Source organism: Butyricimonas sp. DFI.6.44 (assembly GCF_022132345.1).
Classification (GTDB): domain Bacteria; phylum Bacteroidota; class Bacteroidia; order Bacteroidales; family Marinifilaceae; genus Butyricimonas; species Butyricimonas muris.
The window spans coordinates 149,972-167,276 of sequence record NZ_JAKNJD010000008.1; the positions used below are offsets into that span (position 1 = coordinate 149,972).

13 protein-coding genes are annotated in these 17,305 nt (G+C 46.4%); all 13 read right to left on the reverse strand.

Annotated features, from left to right (window positions below; translation table 11 throughout):
- Window positions 1-11: 11 nt before the first annotated feature.
- The 13 genes from L0M98_RS12490 to gnd all read right to left on the reverse strand — a co-directional run bounded on the left by L0M98_RS12490 (window position 12) and on the right by gnd (window position 17,121).
- Window positions 12-815: a hypothetical protein gene (locus tag L0M98_RS12490; protein ID WP_227216225.1), complete on the reverse strand. Its 804-nt coding sequence runs from the start codon at window positions 813-815 to the stop codon at window positions 12-14.
- A gap of 10 nt (window positions 816-825) precedes the next feature.
- Window positions 826-1,467, reverse strand: coding sequence for a hypothetical protein (locus tag L0M98_RS12495; RefSeq protein ID WP_227216227.1), 642 nt, complete (start codon window positions 1,465-1,467; stop codon window positions 826-828).
- Entirely contained in the window at window positions 1,455-3,050 is a 1,596-nt protein-coding gene (locus L0M98_RS12500; protein WP_227216229.1) for a RagB/SusD family nutrient uptake outer membrane protein, read from the reverse strand. Before L0M98_RS12500 ends, L0M98_RS12495 begins: the two co-directional genes overlap by 13 nt.
- Window positions 3,051-3,060: 10 nt before the next feature.
- Window positions 3,061-6,618 (reverse strand): SusC/RagA family TonB-linked outer membrane protein, encoded by a 3,558-nt coding sequence (locus L0M98_RS12505; protein ID WP_227216231.1) that lies wholly within the window; start codon window positions 6,616-6,618, stop codon window positions 3,061-3,063.
- 75 nt (window positions 6,619-6,693) lie between these two features.
- A complete protein-coding gene (locus L0M98_RS12510; RefSeq protein WP_227216232.1) occupies window positions 6,694-7,908 on the reverse strand; it encodes a FecR family protein in 1,215 nt (404 codons plus the stop codon).
- Window positions 7,909-7,963: 55 nt separating this feature from the next.
- Window positions 7,964-8,524 (reverse strand): RNA polymerase sigma-70 factor, encoded by a 561-nt coding sequence (locus L0M98_RS12515; protein WP_227216234.1) that lies wholly within the window; start codon window positions 8,522-8,524, stop codon window positions 7,964-7,966.
- Between the two features lie 562 nt (window positions 8,525-9,086).
- On the reverse strand, window positions 9,087-10,061 hold the full coding sequence (locus L0M98_RS12520) for a phosphatidylinositol-specific phospholipase C (RefSeq protein ID WP_227216236.1): 975 nt from the start codon (window positions 10,059-10,061) through the stop codon (window positions 9,087-9,089).
- 69 nt (window positions 10,062-10,130) lie between these two features.
- A complete protein-coding gene (locus L0M98_RS12525; RefSeq protein ID WP_227216238.1) occupies window positions 10,131-11,741 on the reverse strand; it encodes an ABC-F family ATP-binding cassette domain-containing protein in 1,611 nt (536 codons plus the stop codon).
- 256 nt (window positions 11,742-11,997) lie between these two features.
- Entirely contained in the window at window positions 11,998-12,774 is a 777-nt protein-coding gene (locus L0M98_RS12530; RefSeq protein ID WP_227216240.1) for a Cof-type HAD-IIB family hydrolase, read from the reverse strand.
- Between the two features lie 102 nt (window positions 12,775-12,876).
- Window positions 12,877-13,293 (reverse strand): DUF2721 domain-containing protein, encoded by a 417-nt coding sequence (locus tag L0M98_RS12535; RefSeq protein WP_186976810.1) that lies wholly within the window; start codon window positions 13,291-13,293, stop codon window positions 12,877-12,879.
- 4 nt (window positions 13,294-13,297) lie between these two features.
- Complete coding sequence (locus L0M98_RS12540) at window positions 13,298-14,140, reverse strand: patatin-like phospholipase family protein (RefSeq protein ID WP_370645651.1); 843 nt, start codon at window positions 14,138-14,140, stop codon at window positions 13,298-13,300.
- Window positions 14,137-15,639, reverse strand: coding sequence for a glucose-6-phosphate dehydrogenase (gene zwf, locus L0M98_RS12545; RefSeq protein WP_227216241.1), 1,503 nt, complete (start codon window positions 15,637-15,639; stop codon window positions 14,137-14,139). The genes L0M98_RS12540 and zwf overlap by 4 nt, the downstream gene beginning before the upstream one ends.
- Window positions 15,640-15,645: 6 nt before the next feature.
- Window positions 15,646-17,121, reverse strand: coding sequence for a decarboxylating NADP(+)-dependent phosphogluconate dehydrogenase (gene gnd, locus L0M98_RS12550; protein ID WP_186976815.1), 1,476 nt, complete (start codon window positions 17,119-17,121; stop codon window positions 15,646-15,648).
- Window positions 17,122-17,305 lie beyond the last annotated feature (184 nt).

The window sequence follows — 17,305 nt, forward strand, 5'->3', positions numbered from 1 at the left end:
TTCTTTTGAATCTAATCTTTTAATATAAACTTAAACACATCCCGCAAGACAGCCGAATGCCCTTCATTCTCCACCCTCAAGGATACCCAATAATTACCTGCCGGAGAATCAACCTGCATATCCACGTAAATCCGACCGCCACCGACAACTTGCACGTAAGAGGCAAAATCCTTTGCGGCTTCCTCTCCCCGGTCGCTACGAACGCTTTCCAAATAATAACGCATAGGCTCTGTCCCCAAAATCTGACCAATCGTCGACGTAGTCCACGGGGTATTTTTATCAATCTGGTTTTGCAATTGCACGATCTGTTCTTCCATCGTGAAAGGATCATCTTGCCCCATACCCGTGCATATTTCAATGATTTGATCCGTCAATGCATAAATTTCGTCTTCCAAGCCCTCTTGCCGAGGAAGGTATTCATTCTCCATGATATCGCTTAACTCATACCCTTTCTCGTACAGCTTATCGATTTTATCTTGATCCGGATTCAACGCCCCCTCTTCTATGGCAATTTCCTCCATCAACGCATACACTTGATCATATATCTCTTCCATTTTCGCTTCCAACTCCTTCAATTCGACATCCAACGACTCCATTTGGTCAAACAGCCCTGCCAACTCCTCGTTGGAATACAAGGCATCCAATGTCGTTTTCAATCCTTCCATCTTCGTGGCTAGATTAGAAAAACGCACGATTTCCAACGAATCCTTCGAATATCCGGCATTAGCACAATCCAAATACCCGACAGTCACGTCATTACAAGCATACAAAAAGCTACATCCCAATAACACGAGTGCATATAATAATTTCTTCATCGCTTTCATTTTAATATATATCCGACACGTTAAAATCATATCCCAGTGCTTGCACTACACCATTGTTCGTCTGAATATCCGAAGAGAATATCAATGCCCGCGACACATTCGTTTCCTCCAGCTTGAAATTCAATCGCACGATACCCACTTCACTGGTATTCATATCCATATAAGGCTCTTGAGTAGTCCACAATATCGCGGTTGTGCCATCCAGCAAAGTATATTCCTTGCCTCCGGTCACCTCGCCCGTTTGGCTATCCCATGTTCCGCGAGGCACGTCTGCCACCATCACCCGTTCCGTGATAATCAACTTGCTTAAAATAGCTTGACACTCATCCCCGTACATACTGTTCACCTGCTTGTATCCCATATCCAACAAATAGGTACGAATCGAATAGTTCGTCAATCCTAAGAAAGTAATTTGCTCGTATTCCCCTTTCCCCTCGAACAACTCTCTCAACCCTGCACGCTCAATCATCACAATTGTAGAATCCCAATCCCGGGATTGGGTATGCAGGTATTCCCACATGGAACAATCGTGCACCCCATTCGACACACCCCCGTCATCGTAATTCCACTTGGTACACGAAACCAATCCTACCATCACGATGCAAATCGCAATTTTCAATATATTATTCATTATTCTTGCCATTGCCAATAAGTATTTTGAGTCATTAACGTATTCTTTCTAAAAGCATTGGAATGCACTTTCGTGTAAAGAGCGCCATTCTTAACATCCTCGTTGGTCAGCGTACGATAGCCACCCAACAAATATTTCCGGAAATACCCGTTCCGCACAATATCAAAATAATACTGCCCCTCGCCGAACAACTCCCGACGTCTTTCCAAGAACACCTCTTCACGCAAAGCCTCTTTGCTCGTGCTACCGGCATATCCTGCTAATCCTGCACGTTCACGCACGCGGTCCAAATCACTAACAGCCTCCTCCGTCATATCCAACTGCACCCGACACTCGGCACGTAATAAAATCAGGTCCGCCAATCTCCAGAACACCCAATCGCAATCAGTCAAGATAGCAGGCATACCTGCGATATCTTCTTTCATTTGTCGAACCATATAACGCCACTTCGCGATATGAGCGTAAGGAGAATACAAGCTATCCTCTTTCGACTCCAAGTCTGTTTCCGACTCTGACTCTGATTCTGACTCCGATTTAGAATAATACTTCAACTCTCCCAATTTATACCAAAACTCTTTTCTTCTCAAATCATTTTCCTCCGGATAGATTTCCTTTACCGTGGTCACTTTTATTCGGGTATACGCGTTCTTACTATTATTCACCAAGTTGGCAATCTCACTTTTATCTTCCGTGAGATAAGGATAAGAAATCAGGAAATGCCCCGGAGCTTCTTTCTGGAACGATTCGTAGTTCCGGTCATAATCCAACGCGTTGTTCGAAATAGCGTAAATAACCTCTTCACTATTCCGGTTCTTGCCAAGCACGTTCTCTATCAACCCGTTCATACTCTCCAAATCGTAAACTCCGGCTTTCCCGTCCAACACCTCGGAAGCATACCGCTCCGCATCCTCCCAGTATTTCCGCTCCCCGGTCAAACCGCCCATCCAAGCGCAAATATTAGCCAACAAAGTATTTACCGTCCCTAGGCTGGCACATTGTTTCGTGGTTATCGCGGCACCTGTCGCACCTAGCAACTTGTCATGCGTGGGCAAAACCAACGCGGCTTTAGCTTCCTTGAGCGCTTCCTGCAAAACCTCCAAAGCGGGACTTTTACCGATAGGGTCAATGGACTCCGAACTCGGCGTGATAGGAGCATCACCCCAAATCTGAGCCACCCGGAAATAAGCCAATGCCTTGGCAAAATGTATTTGCCCCAACCAAAAATCCGCCCGTTCTTTCGACACATTCTCGAAGCGATGTTGATTCTCGATCATCACGTTTGTCAAATAAATCACGTTATAAAAAGCCGTCCAACTCTGCGTGTTTGAAGTCCCCGTGTATTTAAGCACATCCAATTTGCGATACCCGTCCACGTCGGACTGCACATCATCCGCATCTATGGAAGAATAAAAATAAGGCTGTCTGCCAAAACAAACATATTTCATCCTGCTTTGCACCATATTATACAAAGCTTCCAATTCACTCTCGCTCTTGAAATAATTCACAAAAGTAACCGAATCCTCCGGCTCAACCGTCAACCAATCATTACAAGAGAACAAGGGAATAAACAAAAAAAGTATCAATATCTTTTTCATGCTCTACATTTTAAAAATTAACAGTCAATCCGATTGTAAACTTCCGCGGCAAAGGATAAGAACGCAAATTATCCGTCCCGGAAGTAATATCTATCAACTCGGGGTCAATACCGGAATAATTCGTCAACAGGAATAAATTCTCCGCCGTCATAAAAGCCCGGATTCCACTTAAACCTATTTTTTTACAAACACCTTCTCCAAAATTATATCCTAAAGTCAACTGCTTCAAACGTACGAAATGCACCGTTTCGATATCCTCGTCATATATTCCCACGTACTGGTTTTCCAAGTACATATACTTCTGTGCTTTCGGATAATCGGCTTTCGAACCGGCACCCGTCCATGGTTTCAAATCTTTAAGACTCACGAACAGCGGACCACTCTTCTCCCTCGGGGCCAAACAGTAGTCATCATAAACAGCCACTGCATGACGACCTATCGAATAGTTGAACATGATATTCAAATCAAGATTCTTCCAACGAATTTCATTTATAAAACCACCATGTCCTTTCGGGAGAGGGCTTGCGGCATAGTACCTGTCATCAAAACTAATCTTTCCATCCCCGTTCAAATCTTCGATACGGCGAGCCCCCGGGAAAAACACAGCATACGTGTTCACTCCCGACCACAAGGGTTGTTTCTCTCCTTGAGCGTTATAAATAAAAGGGACCTCATCCATGCTATCATAAAAACCGGAAGTCTTGTATGCCAAAATCTGATTCAAGGGTTTACCTATCACTTGGCTACCGTAATCATAACCGTTCGCACTCTTCTCGAAACGATTCCAGTTTCTCGAGAAATTAAATTTCATTCTCCACTTCACCGCGGTTTCACGCAAAATATCTGCCTCCAATTCAATTTCTATACCTTGATTGGATATCGCCATAGCGTTCTGCCACTGGAAGGTATGGAAATACACATCTCCCGGCAAATCCCATTTACTCAAACGCCCGGTCGTGTACCTATAATAGTAATCGAGATTCATCTTCAAACGATAGTCCAAGAAACTCAAGTCCAAACCGACATCATACTGGTCCGTTTTCTCCCAACTCAACCTCCTGTTAATCACACCACCACTCTTATTTGGTGCCATTCCCGAGTTTCCCAAGAACATTCCGCTGGCAGAAAACACGCCTTGAGCCAGATAACGTTGCCCGAATTTCTGACCGGAAGTACCCCAACTGGCACGGATTTTACCGAAACTCAACCAGTAAAAACGTTTCATGAAATCTTCATCCGTGAAAATCCACCCCACGGCAACCGATGGGAAAGTAGCCCAACGCACCTTCTCCCCGAAAACGGAAGAACCATCCCGACGAACCGTGGCTTCAAGCATATACTTATCTCTGAAATTGTAAGTCAAACGCCCGAAATAACTACACATCCGCTCTTCCGAGAACCCGGATGAATAACTAAAGGCCGAAGCATAAGAATCCAATGTTTCACCCGGGGCAACTTGATTTATACCATTCGAGCCGCCCCAACCGTCACCCACGTACTGAATTTTATCGTTCGGACCGTTAATCCCCTCTCCTCCATTCGAAAAACTCTGGTCCTTCTGGAAAGACAATCCCAACATGACATCGAAATTATGCTTCTCCAAGTAATTGAAACTATAAGTCAACAAATTCTCGTTCAGTATCGACAAATCCCGGGTAATCGTCCCTTTCGAAGTAGAGAAACGATAAGCCGCATTCGTGTTCGGGTCCAACGTACTCGGTTTGAACACATTCTGATTCTGTTGGTTATAATCGATACCCGCTGACACCTTCAAATGCAAATCACGAATCAACTCGTAATCAAGCACCATATTGTAACGCAACGAATAACTTTGGTTCTTCTCGGAAGTCTGGTTCAAATTCTTCAACATGGCTTCCCCGAAAGCCCCGCTACCGGGCAACAACGTGGGTGTCTCCGTGGGGTCGGAAGTAATTTCCTCGAACTTACCGGCTCCCGACCCGGCATTACTACCCCGGCTACGGTCACTATAGGCGAGTCCCAACTGAGAATCCAACCGTAAACGCTTCGCCGGTTGAGCGGATAAATTAGATAGAACGGTAAAGCGAGTAAAACCCGTGTTCGGCATGATACCTTCCTCGTCATAATACCCGGCACCCACCATGTAACGCGTGGTTCCCGTTCCTCCCGATGCCTGCAAGTTAGCGTTAATCACCTTTGCCGTCTGGTAATTCTGCCTATACCAATTCGTCGAGTTATTATAGAACGGGTTCAAACTATCCTGTAATATCAAGGCATTCTGAGGTCCGTTGGCACCACCCCAGAACCAATCATAAACCGGACCGTGGTCATAACGATTATTATACACCTCCTCGTAAGAAGTAGGCAACTTCCACTCCCCGCTCTCCGTCTTGTAAGGAGCAACCGTGTTAACCAAAGCATTCAAGTGATACATCCGCTCGTAACGTCCGCCCACCTGCTTCGGTGCCACGGGCAACCAAGAAGCCGAATAAGAAACGTTTGCCGTGAAACGGGCTTTACCGCTCTGTCCTTTCTTCGTGGTAATCAAAATCACACCGTTACCGGCACGCGAACCGTAAATCGCAGCAGACGCGGCGTCTTTCAACACCTCGACAGACTCAATCATCGAAGGGTCCAGATTCGACAACGCGTTGGCACCCGTCACCGGGGAAGTAAACGCCTGCATCGGGATTCCATCCACCACGTACAAAGGCGTACCGTACGAACGGTCCTGCCCCTCACCTTCAACAAACAAAGAATTGTAACCGCGGATAGCAACCACGGTACCACCGCCACCGGGAGAACCGGAAATATTATTAATCTCGACTCCCGCCATATGTCCTTGGAGCAAATTTTCCAGACTATGCGTCGGCATCTCTTGCAAATCCTCCCCTTTCACCGAAGAAATAGCACTGATAACATTCCTCTTCCGCTGTGAACCGTAGGCAATCACTTGCACCTCGTCCAAGCCCGATATATCCTCCTGCATCTTCACCGTCAACGGCTTCCCGTCCGTGTAAGCCACCCGCTGTGACTTGAAACCGATGAAAGAAAAACACAAATAACCTTTCTCCTTCGGCAAAGGCAACACGAATCCCCCGGCGGTATCCGTCACCGTTCCAATCCGGGTACTATCCAGTAAAACCGTTACCCCCGGCAAAGGTTGATTCTGGTTGTCAAGCACCTTTCCCTTGATAAGATACGTCTTTTTCTTCTCCTCGTCCTTTGCCTTCTCCCTGAAAAGAATAATAGTCTTATCCAGAATCCGGTACCCGAATCCCGTACCCTTCAAACAGGCTTCCAGCACCTCATCTATCGTGGCATCCTTCAAATCCAAAGAGATATTCGCTATCTTTTCTACCGCGACATCATCAAAGAAAAAGCTATACTCGGATTGAGCCCGAATATCATTCATCACGCTCTTCAAAGAAGCGTCGGAACACGTCACGCTCAATCTTACCGTCTGCGAATAAGTGCGAGCAGACACCTGCATCACCCCTATAAAGGCCAAGATAAAAAATAACTTCATAATTCTCCATTCTTTTCGCCATCTACCATGATGATGGCAATTTTCAATTGTTTTTTTCATACATTTGTACTGTTGTAAAATAAAACTTAATAACAATCTCTAGACCTTTGGTGTTGGCGCACCAAGGGTCTAATTTTATCGCAATCGAATAGACACTGTCCGTTCGTTCACTTCAAATTCCACACGTTCATTATTCTCGATAATCTCGAGTATCGCCCCGAAATCCTCGCTCTTGTTCAAATCCCCCGTGAAACGAATATCCTTCGCCCCCGGATGAACGTAAAACACGTGCAAATCATACCAACGGGCCAAAACATGGAACAAATCCTCCAAACGGGCATCCTCGAAAACAAAACGCCCGTCTTTCCACGCGGAATACAAATACGTATCCACCGCGTGCTTCGACAACTCTCCCGACTCCTTATCCAAAGTCCCCTGTTCCCCGGGTTCCAGACGAACTTCCTGCTTTGATTTCTGGGATACCATGATAACCGACCCGCTTTCCAACGTGGTCGTAACACCATCCTCGTCGGGATAAGCCCTGAAATTAAACGAGGTACCGAGCACCCTCACGTCTGCCTGAGCGGCTCTCACCACGAAAGGACGCTTCTCGTCCTTCTTCACGTCAAAATAAGCCTCCCCCTCCACGTACACGACTCTTTTATCCCCCACGAACTCCACCGGGTAGCGTATCTCCGTGTCCGCGTTCAACCAAACGGTAGACCCGTCAGACAAGGTCAAGAAATACTCTCCCCCTCTCGGAATCCGAAGCGTGTTAAACAACACCTTCTTCTCCCTCTTCTCCTCACCGTCATTACGATTCGTGTAAGATATATTATTCCCCTCCACGGTCACGTGTATATCCCCTTGCATTTTCAACGCGCTAAAATTACTATCGGACAAAACCACTTGCTCTCCCCCTGCCAACGTCAAGATAGCATTCTTTGAAACAGCCACCCCGGATTGGGCTACCGGACGCTCGCCCTTCTCGTGTCCCGCGCTGATATATAACCAAATCGCCACCCCGAACAACAACACGAACACGGCAGCGTACCGTGCGAACCATTGCACCCTCCGGCGTCTTTGCGACCTCGCCCGGGAAGCCATAAACTTCTTGCAATCACCTTGCCAATCCACTTGCTGATACTCCGCGCTCTTTCTTTCCAACGCCCCGGCTGTCCTAAACCCCTCGTATTTCTCCCGGTTAGCTGCCGAAACAGCCAACCACTCGTCCAACTCTCTCTGTTCATCGGCACTCAATGTCCCTTCCAACGAGCGGGCTATCACATCCGCCAACCGAAATATATCTTTTTCTTTTTTCATATTCAATTCTATCATTACATACACCATGACCCCCATCTTTAAAAAAAGGGGGTATTAAACCGACAATTTTTTTCGAAAAAAATCAGATATAAAACAAAAAGGTCAGCCCTGCCGCGGGAACAACATGTTTCAAACGCTCGTAAAGCATCTTTTTACCCGCTTTCTTGTACGACTTCACGGTTTCCACCTGAAGCGACAGAATATCAGCAATCTCTTGATTACTTTTATTCTCCAATACCAACAAAAACACTTTACGACACTGCTCGGGAAGCTCAGCAATCGCTTTCATCAAATGATGATACACCTCTTCCTCCAAAATACTATTCAAATAATACTCCTCGCTCCCGTGCAACACATCCTCCGCATACTTTTTCTTCACCTCTTCATGGCGAAGATACTTTAAACAACGATTTCTCGTCGCCTGATATAAATAAGCTTTCAGATTATCTATCGAGGCAAATTTCTCCTTCGCCTCAATCAAAACCGTGAAAACCTCCTGCACGATATCCTTACTCGCGTCCAAATCGTCCACGTAACCTTTCCCGAACAATACAAGCGGGGTGTAATACTGTTCGAACAACAACTTGATAGCGTCATCGTCATAACGCTGCAAAGCATTTATGGACAAATCCTCTCCCTCCACGGTTACCTAATTATTTTTTGAGAAGCTAAAAATACGTTCTATCCGCAAATCTCCAAAATTTTCCACACAATTTCTATCTATCAACGCATATTTATCCTGAAAAAAATCAAAACACCCCTAGAAAACCTATAAAGACCATCAAGAGCATTTTCGTATACGCTCTCCCCTCGAGGTCATGTGCGAAAAAGCAAGAGTATACAGCGCAAACAAATGGAATACAGACATGAAACAAATATTAAACCCATATCAATACCGCATTACTGCCGTATAAAACACAATAGATTCCCTGTAGGTTCGCTGTAGAAACGCTGTATATGTACAGCGTTTCTACAGCGAACCTACAGGGAATCTACAACATTTTTTGTACTATTAAACCGGAAGTGATATGTTAGTAAACATGAATTAATATATTACCGCAGTAGTTCCTCTCCGGAACTTTGGTTATACAAAACAAAAATTGCGCGAAATAGCCATTACGGTATCCCGTAAACCTAAATCGCACAATTTTAAAAGCGAGTCACCGCGGCATCATCGCTTTCCAAAGATTCGTGAGTTCGCCCTACTATTCTGAAACTTTAAAATTACTATTTATAACAGCCTGCACCAGTTGACGCCCTTCCGTTTTCCCGGCATAATCCATCAGCACGAATCCGCATTTCCCTTTTCCTAAAACCCCAATAGCATCCGCTACCGGCTGATTCACTTTATCGGCGAAAGCCTCCGGCGTGGCGGTAAGTCCTTTCGTGGCACTAACGAATGTTATATACCAATCCGTGTCGGCACTTGTCCGGGCTTGCCGTACATTCGCCATCACCGCGTCCACCTTCTTTTGAGAGTCTTTCAGCGCGTAGGATTCATACTCGTCCTCCACGACACATGTCGCCATTCTATCCCCGTTTCCCCAGATTTTCGTTTCAAAGGTTGCACTATTTTTCCATCCACCGGGAGCAAACTCACCCCCGACATATCTTTCTTTCCGCAAATTATAACGATGCAGAAACAAAATTTTCCCCCGACATTCCCCAAGCGTCAGGTTTGCCTTGAAATCCTCCACGACAAAGGGGCGCATAGCATCACTATTCAGTACACGCCATACCTCATCGACATAAACCTCCGTGTTTTTACAATTTTCATCTTTCAAACTTACAACCAGTGTTTCCGTCGGGTATTTCTCGAGATACCGGCGAAACACGGGTAACACGTCATTCTCGAAAGACAAGCCGAAAGATACTATGCCATGTTGAATTTCCAATCCCTCTTTCGCGTCCTTCAACCGAATATCGAAACAGCGAACTCCCAACCCCAATTGTTCTTCCAAAGTTAAATCTTGAGCGTTAGCCATTCCTAAAATAGAACCTTTCGCCCCACTGTCATGCGTCCCGGGAATGGACAACATGCTCAACAAGCACTCGTCTTCAAGACTTCCCATCCAAGTATAAGTATCCAAAGATGATTCCGGAACTTGCTCAATCTTATCATCTTTACTCCCGGAACAACACACGCACAAATACAATATCCATAAAACACATGCTCTCATTTGCCAAATCCATTTTAATATCCACTCTCTATTACCAAACAATAATCGCAAATATAGGGAAATTAACTTTTAACACAAATCTCTCGAAGATAAATCAATACAACGTTCCACCCCTATCTCCTCCATAAAACGCCGGTCGTGCGACACGACAATCACGGTACCCCGGTAATCCCGAATCGTTGAAGTCATGATTTCAATATTCCGGATATCCAGATTATTCGTGGGTTCGTCCAACACGAACACATCGGGCGTGTTATTACTTATCATCAGACAACAAAAAATCAATCTCATCCGTTCACCTCCACTCAATTGCTCGCAAGGTTTATCCCATACCTCGGCAGGGAATAAAAAGCGATTAAGTCGCGTTTTCAATTCATGCTCCGGCAGATTGTTCACGTTGTAATGTTCCGCCTGCCCGTAAACAGTAAGATTATCCCGTAGCATGGAATACTCTTGGTCAAGATAGACATACTTGAAATCAGCCCGTATCAGTTCGCCACTTGTCGGTTCTAATTTTCCCAACAGCATACGCAACAAGGTAGTTTTCCCCGAACCGTTTCGTCCGCTCAAAGCGATTCGTTCCCCGCTCTTAATTTGAAAATGAAGAGGATGCGCCCACAACATTTCCGTCGAGTATCCAAAATTAATATCCCGTGCCGTGAGCAAAATCTTTCCCTCGTGCAACACGGACGGGTTAAAATTCACTTTCATCCGTCCCGGCTCAGGTAGCGCCGCACGACTTTCCGAAAGACTGTCGGCGATAGAGCCTATCTTCTCCGCGTGCACGTCCTTCAACTTGGACGAACTACTTTCCGCCCTGTTTTTCAACGTATTCATCATGATACGGGGAGTCCCTTTCCGCGAACTCAGTTTCTCACCCCGCGCCTCTCTCTTTTGCTGACGCTCCGCTGCCTCCCGTGCTATCTTCTTTGCCAGACGTAACTCTTTCTGTTTATCTTCAATACGTTCCTGCAAAGCATGAATATCAATCTCTTTCCGCTCTTGGTAAAAATCATAATTCCCGCCATAAACAGTTACTCCTCTTCCGCTCAACTCCAACGTCTGGTGAAGCAAATTCAACAAAGTCCTGTCGTGACTCACTACCAAGACCGTGGCATTCCCCCGACAAATCGTTTCATACAATTTCTCCCTGCTCCAATGGTCTAAATGGTTCGTCGGTTCATCCAGCAACACGACAGAAGGGGTATGGATATCAAGTCCGGCAAGGAAAACACGGGTTTTCTCCCCACCGCTCAACAACGCCATACACGTGGTTAACTCCACGTGTTGCAACTCCCAACCGTCCAGCGCTGCCCGACACTTCTCCTCTATCTGCCAATCGTCATCAAGTTCCGAGAAATACCCTGCATCAACCTCACCTCTTAAAATAGCGTGCAGGGCGTTTATTTTTCTCTCCACCCGCAATGCACCCGCTACCGTCAGGGAATCATATTGTCCCAAGTGCTGCGGGATGTAATAAGGTACGGCATCACAGACAATCTCTCCCCCCGAAGGTTGTAGTTGTCCCGCTATAATCTTCAGAAGCGTGGACTTACCCGAACCGTTGTTTCCTACTAACGCCACTTTTTCTCCCGCATCAACCGTGAAACTGATATTTTGAAACAACGGCTCTCTATCCGGGTGAATATAAGTTATTTGTTTTACTATTATATCACTCATAAATACAATGTTTAAAGGTAGTTTGTAAGGTACGCATCCTTACAAGATACTTTATGAACTTTACAAACCTTATAAACTTTACAAACTCTTATAGATTAAGGGACATGATTCTAAATTAAAAGTCGGCACTCGATGACCCTCTGAACGGTCATACCGGCACATGAAACAATTGATAAAATCCGACTTAATTATTTAGACATCTTCATTGGTGTATTTTTTTAGTTTCCAAGCACAAAAGTAAGGATTTTATTCGGATTTACAACACCCCGAAATGACGTAAAGCATTTATCACGCCATCCTCGTCCACGGAAGAGGTCACGTAATCGGCAACTTTCTTCACTTCATCCCCGGCATTTCCCATTGCCACGCCGATTCCCGCGTGCTGTAACATGGAAATATCATTCCCCCCGTCACCGAAAGCCATTGTTTCATCCAAAGCAATTCCAAAATGTTCCAGCATCTTGTCAATCCCGACACTTTTACTGCTGCCCCGGGGAATAACATCGGTAAAAAGCGGGTTCCACCGAGTTGCCTCACAGTGGGGCATAGCCTCCATGATTGCTCTTTCCTGTTCTTTCGTGAAAAATGCAACCAATTGAAACGTTTCTCCCTTACTCGCTTCCCGCAAAGGAGCGACCGGGGGTTCCGGGAAATCCAGCATTCGAAAGATTTGATGGCTCTGTTCGTTATGGTAGTTCAAATACAGTGTATGCTCGTGAACAAAGATACAAGGAAACTCATTCTCCTTCTCCATGTATTGCACGAGCGAGGCAATATCCTCTTCGGGAATACTATGCTTGTAAATCACCCGCTCTTTCCCCGCAAGACAATATCCCCCGTTCAAAGTAATATACCCGTCAAACACCAGCGAACCCAAGTTATTTATAGAAAGCAAATGTCTTCCGCTAGCGATAAAAACCAAAATGCCTTTCTCCCGCAAGGCAAGTATCGCTCTCTCCGCGGACTCCGGTATCCGGTGAGTTTCAAAACTCACTAAAGTCCCGTCAATATCAAAAAAAATTGCTTTTACCATCTCCTTATTATTTCGCCACAAAAGTAAAGAATAAATCGCACCGGAAAAATTGCTCTATATCAAAAAACATTTCCGACGACATTCCCCGTAAACATCAGGTAATTATCGGCGTGGATGTTCCTTTTCTTCCGGCAGTACATTATCCAACCTGTATTCCAACGCCTTCACGGAAATAAGTATCTCCTTCACGGATATTCCCAAAGAGATTACCAGCAGCAACAAAGCCAGCACGAAAGTGTAAACCGCCACGGTCTGCAACCCGATATAGATAAAAAGGGTACATATCACGCAAAGCAGCAGACTCATTACCCCGTATATCTGCATCGACCTTGCCATATAAAGTCGCTTTTTCAGATTATCAATCTGCAATTTAGTCATCGCGTTCGGACGACTTTCATGCTCCCCTTTCAAATTCCGTATCACTTGGGCATAAGCCAGAAAACGGTTCGTGTACGCCAACATGATCAACGAAATGGCGGAAAATAATATCGAAGGGGTTGTCAACGTCAATTCTTCCATAACATCACAAATAACTGCTTAATACCTGTTTGGCACATTCATATCCTTGATTGTACAAATCCGTCAATTTCAACACGTCCCGTTCTATCCGGTCAACCTCAAGCGGTCGCTCCGGTCGGATGATAATCACCTGTCCTTTCTCTTCCAGTTGCTCCACGTAGTCGAGGGTTTCATTATAATGCTTATTCTTCACTCTCAGGCTCTCCCGCAAGGCCGGGTAACGGCGGTACATAAACCACGGGATAGACTTATCCGTCACCTCTTTCCGGTAACCTTTATTACGTGTCAACACAACCACGTTCCGGGAAAAACCATCGGCAATCGCTCTACGGATGGGTATCGCGTCACTAATTCCCCCGTCGAGCATAGGCACCCCGTCCACGTAAGATTTCGGGCACACGAAAGGCAAACTGCATGATGCCCGGCAGATATTCAACAAACGTACCCTATCGTTCTTCTCCTCGAAATAATTCGCTTCGCCCGTCCGGCAATTACTCGTGACCATGACAAAACGCCCCGGTGAAGCGAAATAAGTATCGTAATCGTAAGGAATAATTCGAGTCGGGAAATCATTAAAAATCAAATCGAAATCCATGATACTCCGTTTCGTGAACAAATATTTCACCCCGATGTACCGGTACTTGTCCAACAAATCGATATTACAGATTTTCGCCCTCCCCCGTTGACGGGAAGCATACGACAAACCGTTGCACGCCCCGGCTGAAACGCCTATCGTGTAAGGGAAATACTTCCCGTTATCCATCAGCCAATCCAACACCCCGGCAGTGAAGACACCTCTCATACCACCGCCTTCCAACACCAATCCCGTACGTTCATCTATCATCATAACCAACAAACATTTTTCTCTTCTTTCGACACGGGCGGCAACACGTCCCACACTCCGGTTAAATCAGGTCCCTCGCTCCCTGCCGCGTAACGCGACAAATCTTTCCCCGGATGTTCCCGCCAATAATTCTCGATAGGGTCAATAAAACGCCAGCTTGCCTCCAAAGCATCATTCCGGGTATAAAGCATGGAATCCCCCTGCATGGCATCCAGCAACAAGCGCTCGTAAGCCCCCGGCAAATAATTATTGCAAAGCGACGCGTACAGGAAATCCATACCCACCTGCTGCACCTTGAATCCGCCTCCCGGCATCTTCAACCCGAATTTCAGCATCACCCCCTCGTCCGGCGTCATCCTGATAATCAACTGGTTGCAGGACGTCCCTTGACATTGCCCCTCGAACAACTTGTGCGGGGTAGATTTGAAATGGATTACCACGCCCGAACGTTTATCCTTCAAACGCTTTCCCGTGTAAATATAGAAAGGCACGTTACTCCATCGCCAATTATCAATAAATACTTTCAAGGCAACATACGTCTCCGTGTCCGAATCAGGGGCTACATCCTTCTCCTGCAGATATCCCGGCACGGTTTGCCCCTTCACTTCTCCCCCCTCGTACTGCGCCCGGATGACATTACGGGCAATATCTTCACCCGTCCATAGCCGCAGGGAACGCAATACTTTTGCCGTTTCGTCGCGTATCACCTCCGGTTCCATCGTCGCCGGTGACTCCATCGCCACGAATGCCAGCAACTGCATCAAGTGATTTTGCACCATATCCCGTAGCGCACCCGCCGTCTCGTAATATTTCCCCCGCTTCTCGATTCCAAGAGATTCCAAAGCGTATATCTCCACGTAATCAATATAATTCCGGTTCCACATCGACTCGAATATCTGGTTAGCGAACCGCAACACCAAAATATTCTGCACCGTTTCCTTCCCCAAGAAATGGTCGATTCGGTAAATCTCGTTCTCGCGAAATACTTCCAGCAAAGAATTATTCAACGTTCGGGCGGTTTCCAAGTTAATCCCGAAAGGTTTCTCCACCACGATACGATGCCAACCTCCTTTTTCTTTCACCCGGAACAAACAACTCCGCCCCAAATATTTCGTTATCGCCTGTTGAGAAGTCGGCGGAGTCGCCAGATAATACACGACCTTCATGGGAATCGCGTTCTCCTCCATAAGAAACATCACCCGCTCTCCCAACTCGTCCGCCCCATTCTCCGGGTCGAACGGCTGGTAATACACTTTCCGCATGAAACTATCGACCTCCTCACCCTTCAAATTATTCTCCCCTTTCAACTCCTGCAGCATCACGCGTATAGACAAGCGGAACTCATCGTCACTCATCGGGGTTCGCGACGTCCCCAAAATAACAAAACGCTCCGGCAACATTTGTCGCACGTGGAGCTCGTATAGCGATGGCATCAGCATACGTTTAGTCAAATCGCCCGATGCCCCGAAAATTACCAATACTTGATCCTCCGGTCTGTTCATATTCTTTTACACGTTATAAGTACCTGAAACTGTTTTTCCGCCCTCCCCTGTCCAGTCCGTGTGGAAGAAGCGCCCTCTCTCCGTGTCTGTCCGCTCGTAAGTATGCGCCCCGAAATAATCCCGTTGTGCCTGAATCATATTCGCGGAAGAATCCAACGTGCGCAAATTATCGAAATAACTCAACGCCGCGAAGAAACAGGGAGCAGCTATCCCGTTGAACACGCAATCCACGATAACTCCCCGCAAGGCGGAAAGTGCATCCTCCATCTTCTCGTGAAAAAAGGCGTCAAACAAAAGATTCTCCAAAGAACTGTTTTTATGAAATGCCCGCGTGATCCGCTCGAGGAACACGGAACGAATAATACAGCCCTTACGCCATATCTTGGCTATCGTTCCCAAATCCAAGTTCCACCCGTAACGTTCGGAAGCCCTGCGCATCAAGGAAAAGCCCTGCGCGTAAGAAATCAGCTTCGCCGCGTACAACGCGTCCCTCACCGCTTCTATTCCCTCGTGATTCAAGGGGATATTCGTCTTCATATCACCCACTTTACCGGAAGGATATTGCTTGGAAGCCCGTTCCCGTTCCTCCACCAATGCCGACATGAAACGGGCGAACACGGCTTCGGAAACCAACGTCAGGGGATCACCTTCATCCAGCGAGGCGATGACACTCCATTTCCCCGTTCCCTTCTGTCCGGCGACATCCAGTATATGATCCAAAAGATAATCCCCGTTCTCCTCTTTATAGCGCAGGATACGAGAGGTAATCTCTATCAAAAAACTATTCAATTCTCCCCGGTTCCATTGCTCGAACACGTCGCCCAACCCGTCATTATCCAACCCGGTCCTCCTCTTCAATATGGAATATGTCTCGGCAATCAACTGCATATCCCCGTATTCGATACCGTTGTGAACCATCTTCACGTAATGTCCGGCACCCCCCGCCCCTATCCATTCGCAACAAGGCGAACCGTCATCCAGTTTCGCGGCAATCGATTGAAGTATATCTTTCACGAGCGGCCAAGCCATTTCAGACCCTCCCGGCATGATAGAAGGCCCGTGTAAAGCACCTTCCTCACCACCGGAAATCCCTGCCCCGATAAAGTAAAATCCCTTCTCTTCCAACATCTTCACCCGGCGTTCCGTGTCGTGATAATCGGAGTTTCCCCCGTCAATAATCACGTCCCCGGGAGAAAGCCACGGCACAAGCTGCCCGAGCAATTCGTCCACGGGATCGCCCGCCTTGACCATTAACATGATCTTCCGGGGCAGACGCACCGATTCCACAAATTCCTCTATCGTGTAGGTCCCATGAAAGCGTTTCCCTCTCCCCCGTCCCTCGATAAAACGAGTCACGACGCTCTCACGGTCAGGATGTACCCGGTTATAAACAGAAACCGTGTAACCTTTATCTTCCAAGTTTAACGCAAGATTTTCACCCATCACCGCCAAACCTATCAATCCTATATCTGATACCTGCATAATAATTTGTAATTTTATTCGTAACTACGTTTTACGATATTTCTTATCGTTTTGTTCTCGTTCACACTATTTTATTCTTAACTTTGTTAAACAAGCTAACAAAAAAGGTGCCATCCCCCACTAGGGCAAACGCGTCAAGACGCTTTTTGCCCTTTTAGTTAAAAGTTTATAAAGTCTATAAAGT